The 16,236-nt window shown below is 62.9% G+C and carries 15 protein-coding genes; 10 read left to right on the forward strand and 5 right to left on the reverse strand.

The genetic code is table 11. The features are described from left to right. Nucleotides 1-251: 251 nt before the first annotated feature. On the reverse strand, nt 252-1,310 hold the full coding sequence (locus tag ATC04_RS01970) for an acyl-CoA desaturase (protein WP_231735880.1): 1,059 nt from the start codon (nt 1,308-1,310) through the stop codon (nt 252-254). Nucleotides 1,311-1,593: 283 nt separating this feature from the next. Next, complete coding sequence (locus ATC04_RS01975) at nt 1,594-1,830, reverse strand: hypothetical protein (protein ID WP_047120353.1); 237 nt, start codon at nt 1,828-1,830, stop codon at nt 1,594-1,596. 183 nt (nt 1,831-2,013) lie between these two features. On the opposite strand from ATC04_RS01975, the gene ATC04_RS19155 reads away from it, so the two are divergent. Beyond that, entirely contained in the window at nt 2,014-2,307 is a 294-nt protein-coding gene (locus ATC04_RS19155) for a hypothetical protein (protein ID WP_152666908.1), read from the forward strand. An 815-nt stretch (nt 2,308-3,122) separates the two neighbouring features. Here the strand turns inward: ATC04_RS19155 and ATC04_RS01980 are convergent. The 3 genes from ATC04_RS01980 to ATC04_RS20000 form a co-directional block, all read right to left on the reverse strand. Further along, nucleotides 3,123-3,872, reverse strand: a complete 750-nt coding sequence (locus tag ATC04_RS01980) for an aspartate/glutamate racemase family protein (protein ID WP_047120352.1) — start codon at nt 3,870-3,872, stop codon at nt 3,123-3,125. A 9-nt stretch (nt 3,873-3,881) separates the two neighbouring features. Beyond that, complete coding sequence (locus ATC04_RS01985) at nt 3,882-5,411, reverse strand: NCS1 family nucleobase:cation symporter-1 (RefSeq protein WP_113607219.1); 1,530 nt, start codon at nt 5,409-5,411, stop codon at nt 3,882-3,884. Nucleotides 5,412-5,542: 131 nt separating this feature from the next. Then, nucleotides 5,543-5,668 (reverse strand): hypothetical protein, encoded by a 126-nt coding sequence (locus ATC04_RS20000; RefSeq protein ID WP_272926293.1) that lies wholly within the window; start codon nt 5,666-5,668, stop codon nt 5,543-5,545. A gap of 480 nt (nt 5,669-6,148) precedes the next feature. Between ATC04_RS20000 and ATC04_RS01990 the strand changes: the two genes are divergently transcribed. From ATC04_RS01990 to ATC04_RS02030, 9 genes are all read left to right on the forward strand, one after another. Further along, the gene (locus ATC04_RS01990) at nt 6,149-6,946 is read left to right on the forward strand and encodes a TIM barrel protein (protein WP_047120350.1); all 798 of its coding nucleotides are present in this window, start codon (nt 6,149-6,151) and stop codon (nt 6,944-6,946) included. A 39-nt stretch (nt 6,947-6,985) separates the two neighbouring features. Then, the gene (locus ATC04_RS01995) at nt 6,986-7,885 is read left to right on the forward strand and encodes a 2-hydroxy-3-oxopropionate reductase (protein WP_047120349.1); all 900 of its coding nucleotides are present in this window, start codon (nt 6,986-6,988) and stop codon (nt 7,883-7,885) included. A gap of 322 nt (nt 7,886-8,207) precedes the next feature. Continuing rightward, nucleotides 8,208-10,001 carry a glyoxylate carboligase gene (gene gcl, locus ATC04_RS02000; RefSeq protein WP_047120348.1) on the forward strand — a complete coding sequence of 598 codons (1,794 nt, stop codon included), beginning with the start codon at nt 8,208-8,210 and terminating at the stop codon, nt 9,999-10,001. A 143-nt stretch (nt 10,002-10,144) separates the two neighbouring features. Next, complete coding sequence (gene allB, locus ATC04_RS02005) at nt 10,145-11,527, forward strand: allantoinase AllB (protein ID WP_047120347.1); 1,383 nt, start codon at nt 10,145-10,147, stop codon at nt 11,525-11,527. A gap of 149 nt (nt 11,528-11,676) precedes the next feature. Next, nucleotides 11,677-12,618 (forward strand): zeta toxin family protein, encoded by a 942-nt coding sequence (locus ATC04_RS02010; protein ID WP_052772535.1) that lies wholly within the window; start codon nt 11,677-11,679, stop codon nt 12,616-12,618. A 165-nt stretch (nt 12,619-12,783) separates the two neighbouring features. Then, on the forward strand, nt 12,784-13,908 hold the full coding sequence (locus ATC04_RS02015; RefSeq protein WP_047120346.1) for a YihY/virulence factor BrkB family protein: 1,125 nt from the start codon (nt 12,784-12,786) through the stop codon (nt 13,906-13,908). Nucleotides 13,909-13,914: 6 nt separating this feature from the next. Continuing rightward, on the forward strand, nt 13,915-14,376 hold the full coding sequence (locus ATC04_RS02020; RefSeq protein WP_047120345.1) for a DUF2243 domain-containing protein: 462 nt from the start codon (nt 13,915-13,917) through the stop codon (nt 14,374-14,376). Beyond that, nucleotides 14,373-15,173, forward strand: coding sequence for a cytochrome c oxidase assembly protein (locus ATC04_RS02025; RefSeq protein WP_047120344.1), 801 nt, complete (start codon nt 14,373-14,375; stop codon nt 15,171-15,173). Before ATC04_RS02020 ends, ATC04_RS02025 begins: the two co-directional genes overlap by 4 nt. 303 nt (nt 15,174-15,476) lie before the next feature. Beyond that, complete coding sequence (locus ATC04_RS02030; protein ID WP_231735881.1) at nt 15,477-16,229, forward strand: ASCH domain-containing protein; 753 nt, start codon at nt 15,477-15,479, stop codon at nt 16,227-16,229. Nucleotides 16,230-16,236 lie beyond the last annotated feature (7 nt).

Raw genomic sequence — 16,236 nt, forward strand, 5'->3', positions numbered from 1 at the left:
CCGAATGCCCGACATAAGAAGTCGGGACGAATATTTCAAGAGACGCGACTCGCTCATATGGAAGTTTCTTCCGAGGAGGCGCTTATTAAAAATCCAAAAAAGAGGCGATACAACTTTTGCTTAGCGGCATAGCATCCACGAGTGAGCCTACCATGCTTAGCACGGTTGACTCATTCAGGTCGGCGGTTAGGCGGATTCGGTGAGCATGCCTGGAGCCATCTTCAGCGTTTCACCTGCTGAACGAATGCTGTTTACGAGAGCCGGTACCCGGAAATCATGGGGCACTCGAACGGGTCGCGGCCCGAAAGCCCGACCTTGTTCAAGTAAGAGATGACCTGGGCGTAGGACTCGCGGACGCTGGCCACGGTGTAGGGGATCCGGTGCTCGGCGCAGTAGCTGCGCACGATCCTTGAAACCCCTGCCAGATTGGCGCGCGGCATCGAGGGGAACAAGTGGTGCTCCACCTGGTAGTTCAACCCGCCGTAGACGTGCGAAAGCACGCTGTTGCCGAAGCTGGAGCGAGCCAACACGTTGCGTCCCGTGAGCACCTGGCGCGAGAAGAAGTCGATGCGGGCGTCCGCGGGCACCAGCGGCATGCCCTTGTGGTTGGGCGCGAACGAGGCGCCCATGTAGATGCCGAAGACAGCCAGCTGCACGCCGAGGAAGGCGAAGGCCATGCCCATCGGCAAGAGGAAGAAGACGGCGCCCAGGTACAGGGCAATGCGCAGGCCGATCGAGATCAGTTCGCGGCGGCGGTGCTTCACCCGCCGGCCGACGAACAGGTACTTGATCGACTGCAGATGCAGGTTCAGCCCTTCCAAGGTCAGCAGCGGGAAGAACAGGTAGCCTTGGCGCTGGGTGATCCACTTGAGCAGGCCGCGCTGGCGCTTCGCGTCGGCCGGCTGGAACGAGATAGTGTCCCATTCGATGTCCGGGTCCTTGCCGATGGTGTTCGGAGTTGCATGGTGTTTGCTGTGCTTGTTCATCCACCGCTGGTAGCTGATGCCGACCACGAAGTTGGCCAGGAAGCGGCCGAGCTTGTCGTTGGTTTTGCCGGAAGCCAGGATCTGGCGGTGCGCCGCTTCGTGGGCCAGGAAGGCGAACTGGGTGAGCAAGAGGCCAAGCGCGGCGGCCATGAGCAGCTGGAACCAGCTCTCGCCCAGCAGCAGCATGCCTGCCACGGTGCCCGCCAGCAACGCGGCAAGCACGATGCCGATGCCCAGGTAATGCCCGGGCCGGCGCCGGATCAGCCCGGCATCGCCGACCAGTTTCTTGACGTGGAAAAAGCTTTGAGGATCACCGGGTTTCACGGTGGGAGCTGGAGATACCAGCAGAGAACTACGAGGCAAATAATGTCCTTGTTTGAAAGTGCTCGCTATGTCGTGGAGGTGTGCTACCAGACCGAGCCTGTAGTTCAAAGTCTACGCGGACCTACGCTGATCCCAGCGACAGTTCCGTAGTCTTCATTCTTCCTTGGGAAATGTACCGGACCGAAGCGGTCAGCCACTGACCGGATTACACATCCACAGAAGGTGCTATCGCTTGCTTCTCTTCTCATGCCAGCCCATGGGCGATCTTCTGGTTCTTCGGATTCTATTCAGCGTTGAGTGCGAGGGATGCTGCTATGCGAGTGAGGGCTTCCTCATCGCTGGTTTGGAGCAGCTCAGCCATCATTCCGACCATCGCTTCTCCGAGTCGTGCAAGGATAGCGACGGCTTGAGCGTTACCGCCTTCGAGCTCGGAAGCGATGATCAGGAATGCTTCTCGGTCTTGGCGAACGAGGGAGGTGAGTAAGGCGATGCCTAATGCTGCTTCAGGGCTGTTGCCCATGCGATATTCCTGTCAGTGAAGATGAAATCGGATGATTCTTCAGTACTTGCGGCGTAACGTCAGCAGCTACTCGAGCCTAACAGGGTATTGAAGACTACAAATCCTCGTGCCTCTCCGAGATGTACCTGTGCGTTACCTCCGCGGTGCAGCCGATTAACTACTTTCAGGTCTAGAGTTCCACAAGTGAGCGAACCAAAGAAACCACCGCCTACCGGAGACCTCTCGGGGCGTAAGTTCAGCTACCGTGGAGCCACCTACGATGTGTTGCGCTTCAATCCAAACAGGAACGCTAAAACGGTCTACTACTCACCTTTTAAGCAAGTTTCAGCAACTCTGCCGATATTGGGAGCCAATGTATGTTTGGAAGCAAGAGCGACCAAACGGGCCCAGGGATTGGTTTATGTCCTTACGACAGACGACAAGGATGAGTTCTTTGGCATCTGGTGCTTCGCCGAGGACGTCATCTACCATGAATGAATCCACGCCAGCACTGCATCACTCCTGTAAGAGATCGAGACAGAGGTAGGGCATCGCTGCATTCTGAAGTTTGCAATGGAGCTGCCAGTCGTCTTGAGGCCGCCATTCGGGTCTCTCGGACCGGCTTGAGAAGAACCATGACACGAATGGCGGACCTGATCGTTCCATCAATCATTCGAGCCTTGTTTTCGCCGGTGCAAATGAACAGCTCATGAAGCCGCGGCCATGACGTGACTTCTTGCGCTCCGCTATTCAACGAAGGCCAGCTGGCAGAACTCGGCCTTGGTCCTGATATCCAAGTTCGTGACTAGCTCGGATAGCTAGTCCCGTGCCTTGGGAAGTTCGTAGTATGCATTCGAAGGGTCCTCGATCTGCACTGCTCATTGGTAGCTGAGATGGAGCGGCACTTCAAGACCGGGAGACCTGTGCTGGTTCGGTCAGGCGATGATACAGCCAACGTCGACGCCTTTTCGCTCTACTGGGCGGCCCGAGAAGACAGTGATGGGCGCAATCCCCGCGGAATGTAGGAATTGATATCCAGCAAACTTCTAGCTGCACACATAATTGGCCATATCTACCGTTCAATTCGCGGATCGCTCCGATTGGAGGGATTGCCCGGTGGGGTTAGGTTGGACTTGGAAACCCGCACATCGTGACAATTGCGCGTTGATTTCTTTTATCTGTTAGTGCTGACGTGAAGAGATCCCCGCTGCATCAGCAGCGGGGATCTCCATGTCATCACTCGCACCTTCATGAGGTACTTACGAGTCTAGGACGGGATTCTGTGCGGCAACTAGGCTGGGACTCCCTGTTTGCTAGGCGCGCGTCCCGGCGTCGGCCGGCTGACGGGTGATGGGCCAGCCGGTGATCTGCTTGGGACGCGGCGGGGCGTAGGTGCGTACCTTGGAGGTGCTCAGCCCCATGCGGACAAGTGATTCGGCGATGGTGACCGCGGCGCGGACTCCGTCGACGATCGGCACGCCCGTGGCCGCAGCGACCTGCTCCTCCAGCTCGGCCATGCCGCCGCAGCCCAGGCAGATGACCTCGGCCTTGTCCTGCTCCACGGCGGCGCGGGATTGCTCGACGATGGCTTCCACCGCGCGCTGCGGGTCGGATTCCAGCTCCAGCACCCCCAGCCCGCTGGCGCGCACCGAGGCCAGCCGGTCGGTGAGCCCGGCCAGCTTCAGCCGGTCCTCGATCAGCGGCACCGCGCGGTCCAGGGTGGTGACCACAGAGTACTTGTGGCCCAGGAATTGGGCGGTGGACGCGGCGGCCTCCGTGATGTCCACCACCGGAACGTCCAGCAGCTCCTGCAGGCCCTCGCGCCCGTGCTCGCCGTAGCCGGCCTGGATGACCGCGTCGAAGGGCTCGGTGTAGTTCGCGACCTTGTCCATGACGGCCAGCGCGGCCAGGTAGCTTTCGAAGTTGCCCTCGCAGCTGTCGGCGCCAAAGTCAGGGGTCAGCTCCACGATTTCGGTGCCGGGGGAGGCGACCTGGCGGGCGGAGTCGCCGATGGCGTGGGTCATGGATGCGGTGGTGTTCACGTTCAGTACAAGAATGCGCATGGTCGGCTCCTAGTGCTTCGGGGTGACGGCGATGGCTTCGCCGTCCAGGTCGACGAGGTTCTGGTGGCGCTTGGCCAAGGCCAGGTAGGTCAGCGCGCCGGCGCCCGATCCCAGGAACCAGGCGAAGGCGCCGAGAACGTGCAGGGCCGGGACGAACGCGAGCAGCAACGCGATCACGGAGCTGATGGCCAGGGCGGCAATCGCGCGGAAGTTGAAGCCGCGGGTGAAGTAGTAGGTGCCGTCCGGCTCGGAGCGGTACAGGTCCATGACGTTGATGCGCGCACGGCGCACCAGCCAGTAGTCCGCCATGATGATGCCGAACAGTGGGCCGAGCAGCGCGCCCAGGCCGCCCAGGAAGTAGTTGATGATCTCGGGTGAGTTGTACAGGTTCCACGGCAGGATGGCCAGGCCGATCGCGCCGGAGATCAGCGCCGCCTTCCGGAAGTCCAGGTGCTTGGGGAACAGGTTGGTCAGCGCGTAGGTCGGGGCGACGAAGTTCGCCATCAGATTCACCGCGATGGTCAGCACCAGCAGCGCGCCGGAGGCCAGCAGCAGCAGGAAGGTGTTCGGGATCGCCTCGACCACGTCGGACGGCGAGCTGATGATGTCCCCGTTGATGGAGAACTGCGTGCCGGTCAGAACCACGACGATGGCGCCGAAGAACAGCATGTTCAGCGGGATGCCGAAGAAGTTGCCGCGCACGATTGCCTTCTTGGAGACCGCGCCGCGGGTGAAGTCGCAGAAGTTCAGCACGAAGGTGCCGTAGATGGAGACCCACAGGGCGGCGGCGCCGAACATGCCGACCCACATGTCCAGCCCGGACTTGGGGGTGCTGGTGTGCATGGAGACGTTGAATCCGGATTCGAAGAGCATCCAGATCGCCAGCGCCAGGAAGGTGACAAGGATGATCGGGCCGGCGAATGCCTCGTACTTGCGGATCATCTCCATGCCGTAGCTGACGATGACCAGCTGGATGCCCCACAGGGCCACGAAGCAGATCCAGCCCAGCGTGTTCAGGCCGAGGAAGCTGGTCTCGGTCAGGCCTGCGGCGCCGGGCGCCAGGGCGATGACCATGACGGACAGCACCTGGGAGGCCAGAAAGGTCTGGATGCCGAACCAGGCGATGGCAACAGCCCCGCGCAGCAGCGCAGGGATCTGGGCGCCGTTGATGCCGAAGGCGATGCGGCTCATGACCGGGAACGGGACGCCGGTCTTCTCGCCCATGAACCCCGAGAGGGTCAGCAGCGCGAAGAGCAGGACCGCGCCGATGCCCAGCGCGCCCAGGATCTGCCAGCCGCTCATGCCCAGGGCGAAGAGCCCGATGGCGAAGGCGTAGTTGCCCAGCGAGTGAACGTCGTTGGCCCACAGGGTGAAGATGCTGTAGGCGCTCCAGGTGCGTCCGGACCGGGTGGTCGGGGCGAGATCCTGGTTGTAGAGCGAGGGGCTGAGCTCATAGGGGTTGGCGGGATCGATTCCCGACCGGTTGTGCCCGGTTTCTGCCGCAAGGGCAGGCGAAGCTTGAGGCGTATTCTGCGCCATGATGGACATCCTTTAACAGGGGCCGCGGCCGGAAGGCGGGAAGTGCCTGGATGATGGCGGGGCGGCGGGATCTACTGGTAGGCGTGCGCGGCGGGTCTGAACGCGTGGGTTCGACGGCGGCGGGAGGGGCGCTACGGGTAGATCGGCATGCCGAAGTTCGAATAGAACTCTGCCGGCGTGCCGGAGAACGGCAGGACCGGAAGCGAAGTTTCGCCGACCGGGTTCATGCTGTGCTCCGTGCTGAAGTGATTCTGCATGGCTGCTCCTGAGTATTGAATCTGACTCCGAGATATGTGCCAATCGTGCTTGGTGAATTAACTGTATGTGATGGGTCACATTACCGCAATAAAAAATACAGATTCCGCAATGCGAGATAACTGGACGCGGGTGAAATATTTCGTTTCGCACTAGTGGGGCGCGGGGGCGCGGCGCCCTGATGCAAGAAATTCATCAGGTCGGGCTGAGGGGTGCCATCGGCCCCCTCGTGCTGCGGGCCAAATTTGGAAAAATCTCGGAGAAATTTGTTCGCCTCGTGGAAAAAAATCAGTTTTTTCGCGCGTCGGCCCGGGCGGTTCGGAGGTGCACGGAGACTTATTTAGCGCCGGCTGCCCGCGATGTTTCGCGGGGTTCCGGGTAGCGCTTGACAGTGACGCGGATCTCGCCCTACAGTTTTCATAAAGCAAAACCCAAATTCCATAAAGCGGAATCTTGGGGCACGGTCTCGAAGGGAAAAACCAGTGTCGTACACTCTGAACTGCTCGATCCTGCTCACCGAACTCCCAGTCCTGGAGCGCGCCGACGCAGCCAAGGCTGCCGGCTTCGACAGCGTCGAGTTCTGGTGGCCCTTCGCAGAGGCCGTGCCGACCGATAAGCAGGTCGACGAATTCGTTGCTTCCATCAAGAACGCCGGCGTGCAGCTGGACGGACTGAACTTCTTCGCCGGCGACATGCCTGCCGGCGACCGCGGCCTGGTCTCCTGGAAGGGACGCTGCGGCGAGTTCAAGGACAATGTGGAAGTGGTCGCCGCCATCGGCGAAGCCACCGGCTGCACCTCCTTCAACGCCCTGTACGGCAACCGCCTGGACGGCTTCACCGCGGCGGAGCAGGACGAGCTGGCAGTGAAGAACCTGCTCGCCGCCACCTCGGGAGTCGCCAAGATCGGCGGCACCGTGCTGATCGAGCCGGTCTCCGGCACCGAGGCCTACCCGCTGAAGACCGCCACGGACGCACTCGCTGTGGTGGACGCGGTCAAGGCGGCAGGCGGCCAGAACATAGCCCTGCTGGCCGACTTCTACCACCTGGCGGTCAACGGCGACGACGTGGCAGCCGTCATCGAGGCGCACGCCAAGGACTTCGGCCACATCCAGATCGCCGACGCCCCGGGCCGCGGAGCTCCGGGCACCGGCAACCTGCCGCTGCTGGACTGGATCAGCCGCTCCCGCGAGCTGGGCTACGCGGGCAAGGTCTCCCTGGAATACAAGCAGGACGCCGCCACCGCCTTCGACTGGCTGAAGACCGCTTCCGCCAGCGACTAAGCACCCATCGCACCACCGCAAATTTTTTGGAGTAGAAACATGTCGCAGAACGTAGCATTCATCGGCCTGGGAATCATGGGCCTGCCAATGGCGAAGAACCTGGTCAACGCCGGCTTCACCGTCACCGGCTTCAACCGCAGCCAGGGGGCCATCGACGCCCTGGTCGCCGCCGGCGGCAAGGGCGCCGGATCCGTCGCCGAGGCCGTGGAGGACGCTGACGTGGTGATCACCATGGTGCCGGACTCCCCGGACGTGGAAGCCGTTGTCTCCGGCAAGGACGGCGTCTTCGCCAACGCGAAGGCCGGCGCACTGTGGATCGACACCTCCTCGATCCGCCCTGACGTCTCGGCCAGCCTGGCCGCAGACGCCCGCGCCGCGGGTCTGCGTCCGCTGGATGCCCCGGTCTCCGGTGGCGAAGCCGGCGCGATCGGCGGCGTGCTGTCCATCATGGTCGGCGGCGAGCAGGCTGACTTCGATGCCGCCGCGGCGGTGCTGGACGCGGTGGGCAAGACCATCGTGCTGGTCGGCCCGTCGGGCTCCGGCCAGACCGTGAAGGCCGCCAACCAGCTGATCGTCGCCGCTAACATCCAGGCGCTGAGCGAGGCAGTGGTCTTCCTCGAGGCCTACGGCGTGGATACCGACGCGGCCATCAAGGTCCTCGGCGGCGGCCTGGCCGGCTCGGCTGTGCTCGACCAGAAGGCCCAGAAGATCCTGGACCGCGAATTCGCCCCGGGTTTCCGCCTGGCCCTGCACAACAAGGACATGGGCATCGTCACCTCCGCCGCCCGCGAGGCCGGCGTGGTGCTTCCGCTCGGCGCACTCGTCGCCCAGCTGGTGACCTCCACCGTGGCCAGCGGCGACGGTGCGCTGGACCACTCGGGCCTCTTCCGCGGCGTACAGCGCCTGTCGGGCAAGGTCGAGGAAACCGTCGGCGCCTAGCCGACCGAAAAACTTCCTGCGGCGGACTCGCCGGGCACCTTCAATCCCTCGGATATCCGGCCGCGCGCCGATCCCACAGATGCTGCTGACTTGCTGCCGGTGATGACACGGCACCGCACGAGAAAACATCAGCGGCGCGCACTGAGCTCTGTTCCAGTTCAGTGCCGGATTCCGATGCTCAAGGGCGCGAAGTCATGGTGACTCATGCGCCCGGGTGTCCGCCGCAGGACACTACCTCTCCCTCTCTCCAAGACCCGCCGCCGGCGTTCCCGCTCAGTTCCGCCGGCACCGGGCACCCGAAAATTCCTAGGAAGTGAAACCCATGGCAAAAATGCGCGCTGTAGACGCCATTGTGCTGATTCTGGAAAAGGAAGGCGCTACCGAGGCCTTCGGCCTGCCAGGCGCAGCCATCAACCCGCTGTACTCGGCGATGAAGCAGCATGGCGGCATCCGCCACACCCTGCACCGCCACGTCGAGGGCGCCAGCCACGCGGCTGACGGCTACTCGCGGGCCACCGGCAAGATCGGTTTGTGCCTGGGCACCTCCGGCCCTGCCGGCACCGACATGATCACCGGCCTGTACGCCGCGATCGCCGACTCCATCCCTATGCTGTGCATCACCGGACAGGCGCCGACCAGCGTGCTGCACAAGGAAGACTTCCAGGCAGTGGATATCGAGTCCATTGCCAAGCCGGTCACCAAGTACGCCTCCACCATCCTGGAGCCGGGCCTGGTTCCGGGGACCTTCGCCAAGGCCTTCCAAGTCATGCGCTCCTCGCGCCCCGGCCCGGTACTGCTGGACCTGCCGATCAACGTGCAGCTGGCGGAAATCGACTTCGACATCGACGCCTACGAGCCGCTGCCGGTTGAGAAGCCCAAGGCCACCCGCGGCCAGGCGGAGAAGATCGTCGACCTGCTGACCAGCGGCACCAAGCCGATCATCATCGCCGGCGGCGGCGTGATCAACGCCAATGCGTCCGGGAAGCTGGTCGAGCTGGCCGAAGAGCTGAACATCCCGGTGTCCCCGACCCTGATGGGCTGGGGCGCCATCCCGGATGACCACCGCCTGCAGTCGGGCATGGTCGGCATCCAGACCCACACCAAGTACGGCAACGCCACTTTCCTGGAGTCCGACGTGGTGCTGGGCCTGGGCAACCGCTGGGCCAACCGGCACACCGGAGCGCTGGACACCTACCGCGCGGGGCGCAAGTTCATCCATGTGGACATCGAGTCCACCCAGATCGGACGCGTGTTCTCCCCGGACCTGGGCATCGCTTCGGACGCCGGCGCGGCGATCGACGCGATCCTGGAGGTCGTGCGCGAGCGCAAGGCCGCCGGATCGCTCCCGGACTACTCGCAGTGGGCCGATGCGGCCACCGCCCGCAAGGGCACCGGCCACCGCAAGACCAACTTCGAGAACATCCCGATCAAGCCGCAGCGCGTGTACCAGGAGATGAACGCGGCCTTCGGCCAGGACACCACCTATGTGTCCACCATCGGCCTGAGCCAGATCGCCGGCGCGCAGATGCTGCACGTCTATGGTCCGCGCAAGTGGATCAACGCCGGACAGGCCGGCCCGCTGGGCTGGACCGGACCGGCCGCCCTGGGCGTCGTGCGCGGCAAGCCGGGCGAGCGCGTGGTCGCCCTTTCCGGAGACTACGACTTCCAGTTCATGATCGAGGAGCTCGCCGTGGGCGCGCAGTTCAAGCTGCCGTACGTGCACGTGGTCGTGAACAACTCCTACCTGGGCCTGATCCGCCAGTCGCAGCGACCGTTCGAGATGGACTACCACGTCTCGCTGGGCTTCGACAACATCAATTCCCCCGAGACCAACGGCTACGGCGTGGACCACGTCAAAGTCGCCGAGGGCCTGGGCTGCAAGGCAGTGCGCGTTCAGGACCCTGCCAAGCTGGCCGAGGGCTTCGCCCAGGCCAAGGACCTGGCCGACGAGCACCAGGTGCCGGTGGTGGTGGAAGTGATCCTGGAAAAGGTCACCAACATCGCGATGGGCGCGCAGCTGGATGCCGTCAATGAATTCGAGGACCTGGCATTGGAGCCTGGCGATGCGCCAACCGCGTTGGTGCCGCTGGGCGGCAGTGTCACCGTGGATGCCTGAAGGCCAGTCGTCACTGCCTAGTCACCACGAAGTTTGGCGCGGGACACCGGTTCACCAAAAGGGTGTGTCCCGCGCCACAACCAATTAGACTCGTTTAGAGCCTGAATCACGAAGTACAGATTTCAAACGAGTAGGAACGCCTCATGAGCATCAACGAAGCTGTTGAACACGACGCACGTTCATCCGCACAGGCCCAGTACGATCTGGTGCTGCGCGGAGAACGCATCTTGACCACCGCGGGGATTTCCGCGCGGGAAATCGGCGTGCGCGACGGCAAGATCGTCGCGATCGAACCCCTGGGCAACAACCTGCAGGGCGAACGCGTGATCGACGTTGGAGCCGATGAGGTGCTGCTCCCGGGCCTGGTCGATACCCACGTGCACGTGAACGAGCCGGGCCGCACCGAGTGGGAGGGCTTCGAGTCCGCCACCAAGGCCGCCGCCGCGGGCGGTGTCACCACCATCATCGACATGCCGCTGAACACCATCCCGCCGACGGTGAATCTGGAAGCGCTGGAGATCAAGAAGGCCGCGGCGCAGCCGAAGGCCTACGTGAACATCGGCTTCTGGGGCGGGGCGATCCCCGGCAACAAGGAGAACCTCCGCGAGCTGCACGACGCCGGCGTCTTCGGCTTCAAGTGCTTCCTGCTGCACTCGGGCGTCGACGAGTTTCCGTCGCTGACCGTGGACGAGATGGAAGAGGACATGGAGGTCCTGAAGTCTTTCGACTCGCTGATGATCGTGCACGCCGAGGACTCCAGCGCCATCGACCACGCCCCGGAAGCCCAGGGCGACCAGTACGACCGTTTCCTGAAGTCGCGTCCGCGCGGCGCGGAGAACGTGGCGATCGCCCAGGTGATCGAGCGCGCCCGCTGGACCGGGGTACGCGCCCACGTGCTGCACCTGTCCAGCTCGGATGCGCTGGCGATGATCAAGACCGCGAAGTCGGACGGCGTGAAGATCACTGTGGAAACCTGCCCGCACTACCTGACGCTGCTGGCCGAGGAGATCCCGAACGGCGCCACCGCCTACAAGTGCTGCCCGCCGATCCGCGAGGCCTCCAATCGTGAGCTGCTGTGGAAGGGCCTGGAAGAAGGCATCATCGACTGCATCGTCTCGGACCATTCGCCCTCGACCATCGACCTGAAGGACGTGGAGAACGGCGACTTCGGCGTGGCCTGGGGCGGCGTCGCCTCGCTGCAGCTGGGCCTGCCGCTCATCTGGACCGAAGCGCAGAAGCGTGGCATCGCCCTGGAACAGGTTGTGCAGTGGATGGCGGTGAAGCCTGCCGAGCTGGCGGGCCTGAAGCACAAGGGCTCCATCGCCCTGGGCAATGATGCGGACTTCGCGCTGTTCGCCCCGGAGGACGCCTTCGTGGTGGACGTGGAGAAGCTGCACCACAAGAACCCGATCTCGCCGTACCACGGCAAGACCCTGGCCGGCGTGGTGCGCCGCTCGATCATCGCCGGCAACGACGTGGACTTCGCGACCCCCCGCGGGAAGCTGATCCGCCGCGGCGAAGCCTAGAACCGCAGAGAGTCGCAACACCCCAGGATGCCGCCGGTGGCCGGCGGCATCCTGGGGTGTTTTTGCTGGAAACCGGCTGGAATTCCGGGCCGCGTTCTCGCACCCGGAAATCCGCCCCGCTACGGTGGAGGAAAAGGAAGGAACGGCACATGGCGGCAAAAGAGGAGATTGAACACCACCGACGCACCGTGGATCGCATGTCGCGGCCGGGCGAGGCGCTGGCGCAGGACTCGGAGAACATCACGGTGTCCAATCCCGAATGGTTCTACCAAGACGGGGGCGACACCATGAAGCCCAAGCCGGAGCGCCGCAAGCTGCACGAACGGCTGAAATCCGACTATCGCCGCAAATGGCCCAGGGCCAAACAGGAGCGGCGTGCTGTCATCCTGGCTGGCGCTCCGGGGGCGGGGAAGAGCACCTTGCTCAAGGAGCTGCTCGGCGAGCATCTGGAGGATTATCTGGTGCTGGACGCCGATGAATTCAAGGAGCTTCTGCTGCGCCAAGCGCAGGCTGACGGCAGCTATGAAGCGACGATCAAGCCCGATGAGGTCAAGCGGCGTGAGACGGCGGGGGAAGAGTTCTTCCCGTTGGAGCTGGCGACCTTGGTGCATGAGGAATCCTCCCAGCTCTCCACCCAGTTGCGCAGCCAGTGCATTGCCGAGGGAGTGAATATCGTGGTGGACAAGGTGCTGCACTCGGCGGATGGAGCGAAGCAGCTGATGGCCGAGCTGGACGAGGCAGGCTACCGTGTCGAGATCGTGGAGGTGCGCGTGCCGTTCGAGGTCTCGCAGCAACGCATCACCCAGCGCTGGGAGGAAGCCTACGAGGCCTCGCTGCACGGCGAGGATGACTTGGGCGCCCGCTGGGTTCCCTACCAGTTTGCGCGCAAGGTCTTCGACGCCCCGGGGGACAAGTCCAAGCCCGAGATCATTGCCGAGAAACTGGCCTTCCAGTCGCCTGCGGTGCTGCGCTACCGCGCGTACCGCACTGCCGACAGCGACACGGCAGATGCTGATGACTTCGGCTCACTGGAAGTGGACATGTCCAGATCCGGTTACGGAGCGGAACTGGCAGCCACGCCGCAACCCTAGCCGCGCGCCACTCTTCCTGAGTATTTCGGCAATGCCATTGATGCGCTTCACCGGATCCTGCTTCAATGTCGGCAAAAGGACACGAGCAGTCGAAGATCTCGCGGAGGTTTGGAAATGGTCAAGTCAACCGGGGCATCTGGTCACCCGTTTGAAGGTCGCCCGGACGTGGATGAAGGAACGGCCACGGATACGCGGCGCAAGTACAAGAATGCCCCTGAACCGGAGGACGACTCGAAACCGGATTCGCCGGTCCAGCTTCACGGCAATTCGTGGAAGTACATTTTCAAGCGTTCGCTGAGCGAGTTCTCCCGCAACAAGTGCACGGACCTGGCCGCCTCACTGACCTACTTCGCGATGCTCTCCATCTTCCCCGGCCTGCTGGCTTTGGTCTCGCTGCTGGGATTGGTGGGTCAAGCCGAAACCACCACCAAGACCATGATCGATATTCTCGATCGGTTTGCCAGCGACCAAGTGGTTGAGACGCTCCGGCAACCGATTGAGCAACTGTCCGCGGCGCCGTCGGCAGGACTGGCTTTTGCCGTCGGTTTGATCGGTGCGCTGTGGAGCGCCTCGGGCTATGTGGGGGCATTTGGCCGTTCCATCAACCAGATCTACGACGTGCAAGAGGGCCGCCCGGCGTACAAGCTGAAGCCGATCATGCTGCTGGTGACCTTGGTCTTGCTCCTGTGCGCGGCGTTGCTGATCATCTTGCTCGTCGTCTCGGGACCAGTGGCCCAGACCATCGGAGATGTCGTCGGGCTCGGGGAAACCACGATCATGGTCTGGAATATCGCCAAATGGCCGGTGATTGTGCTGGCGGCGGTGCTCATGATCGCCTTGCTCTACTACGGCACGCCGAACGTGCGGCAACCAAAATTCCGCTGGATCAGCCTCGGATCGGCTATTGCACTGCTGATCCTGGCCATTGCCACCCTTGGATTCTTCTTCTACGTCGCCAACTTCTCGAACTACAACAAAACCTACGGCGCCATTGGCGGCGTAATCGTGCTCCTGTTGTGGATCTGGATCGGCAATCTGTCGTTGCTCTTCGGCGTCGTGTTCGATTCGGAAGTGGAGCGCGCCCGGCAGCTTCAGTCCGGGATTGCCGCAGAGAGCTCAATCCAGCTTCCTCCGCGGGACATCAAGGCCAGCGAGAAGCAGCTGTCCAAGGAGGAGAAGGACATCCGCGAGGGCAAGCAGCTGCGGATCGCTGCAGAGCTGGAACGCGAGGAAGACCTGGACGAGGCCTCCGACGGCTCGAAGCCGGATACCGGCACCCCCCGGGAGTGAGCGCCGATGGATCTTCCCGTCACAGCGCGTGGCCGAAACCTGTCCGCCGGAGTGTTCCTGGGGCTCGGAAGCGTAGCGTTCCTGGACGAAGTGGTCTTCCACCAGCTCTTGCACTGGCACCACTTTTACGACAGGTCCAGCAGTTCCATGGGCCTGGTGTCCGACGGGCTGTTTCACGCGTTCAGTTGGTTTGCGACCGTCGCGGGCTTGCTGCTGATGGTGGGGCTGGTCCGCGATGCCAAGTTCGCCAAGCTGACATTTGCCGCCGGCATGCTCACCGGAGCGGGATTCTTCCAGCTGTATGACGGCTTGGTCCAGCATAAGCTGCTGGGCCTGCACCAGATCAGGTATGGAGTTCCGCTGCTTCCCTATGATGTGGTGTGGAACGTGGTCGCCGCCGTGATGCTCGCAGCCGGGATTGCCCTCTGGGCCATGACGAGTCGAATGCAGCGCAGGCACGAATCGTGACTAAGGCCGTGGATCAAACGTGGGCCACGGATCCCGCGCAGCTCATCTGGGTGGCGGCAGTTATGTCGGCCATGGTGCTCTACGGGCTGGCGCATAAAAAGCTTCGGGAACAGGGGAGCACTTGGCCAGCGCACCGTACGGTATCCTGGTTTGCCGGTTGCCTGCTGGTGTTGGTTTCCGTGTATGGTCCTCTGGCCCAGCTTGCGCACCATGATTTCCCCGTGCACATGGTCGTCCACGTGTTACTGGGAATGTTGGCCCCCTTGATGCTGGTGCTTGCAGCGCCGGTCACGCTGACCCTGCGGGCGTTGCCGCATGCCACCGCCCGACGGCTTGGACGGCTTCTTTCCGGCAAAGCGGCTGGTTTCGTGGCGAACCCCTTCGTGGCGGCGATCTTGAATGTCGGCGGACTCTGGTTGATCTATAGATCGCCGCTGTTCGTACTGATGCACCACAACCTGCTGGTGGGTGCCTTCATCCAGTTGCACGTGCTGTTGGCGGGTTATCTGTTCTCCTATGCAATTCTCGGCGGGCCGGATCCCGCGCCACACCGGCGAAGCCCCGGAGAACGCGCGGCTGTGATGGTCATGGCCATTGCTGCCCATAACATCTTGGCCAAAAGCCTCTACGCGATGCCTCCTGCAGGCCTGCAAGTAACCGACGCCCAGACGGGCGCACAGATCATGTACTACGCCGGCATGCCCGTCGAGATCGCTCTCCTCATTGGCCTCTGCCTCCCGTGGATTCTGGGGAACCGGGCGAAGTCACATCGCAGGAAGACCGCTGGCCAGCTCTGAGATAGGCATTCATGCCCCCTGAAGCATCAAAAGGACAACCCTCCTGCATTCAACAGGCTACGGAAACTCGCGCCGGACAGCTTGTCGTCCAGAGAGGTCGCGACGATGGATGTCCCGACGTATTTCGTCAAGCAGCCTTCAGTGCATGCACCCGGAACCACATCCGGCTCCGATACCTCCGGACGAGTCAGACGAGGATTTGTATGCGCAGCCGGTGCAGATCTTGATGCAGCGGGCCGAGGGACTTGCGGGCCAGCCCATGACTTCGTGAGCATTCCCGGGGAGCCGGCGCAGAAATACGACGTGAAGCTGCGATTCAAGCCTGCGGAGGTCATCTGGCCGGACCCGACGAAGGATTGCCGGATGACGAAATACAGCCTCAGCGGAATGTCGATTTTCTGTGTCGGCGAAGCCGTCCTGCGGGTGAACATGCCCCATGTGCACGGCGGCCAGGCGATCCGGTTCCTGATGCCGTCCAACCCCGACTTCTACAGGGAGTTCGAGCTGGACGACCAGTACGATGGCCACATGAGCGAACTGCCCGAGCTGAACCTAGAAGCCGCAGAGAAAATGTGGCTCGCGTACCTGTCCGCCCGCTCCATCGCGCCCGAGGACGCGCCGGGCTATGTGGTCGAATGCTACGGCGACAGCGCCGAGCTGGCCGACGAGCTACTGCATGAGGTCATGTACGGAACCAAGCGTGCCACCTCCTCGCTGGCCAAGGAATATAAGCAGCATGGCGAACCCGAACCCAAGGCGGGGGACCGCTGGATAGTGTGCGACGGTTCGGGCGAACCGCGGATCATCCAGCGCGTGGTTTCTGTGCAGCGCTCCAGCTTCTTCGACGTGCCCGCCGAGTTCGCCGCCGCCGAAGGCGAAGGGGATCTCTCGCTTGAATATTGGCGCCGGGTGCACAATGAGTTCTGGACGCGCACCCAGGCGGAGCTCGGCTGCGAATGGTCGCCGGAACAGACCACTCAGCCGGGCGAAGAGCTGCTGCTGGAGCGTGATGAGATCTGCTGGCCGCCGGAATTCGCGGATTCGTCCTCGTCGTGAGGCAGCT

The organism is Arthrobacter sp. YC-RL1, from assembly GCF_001454985.1.
GTDB classification, from domain to species: domain Bacteria; phylum Actinomycetota; class Actinomycetes; order Actinomycetales; family Micrococcaceae; genus Glutamicibacter; species Glutamicibacter soli.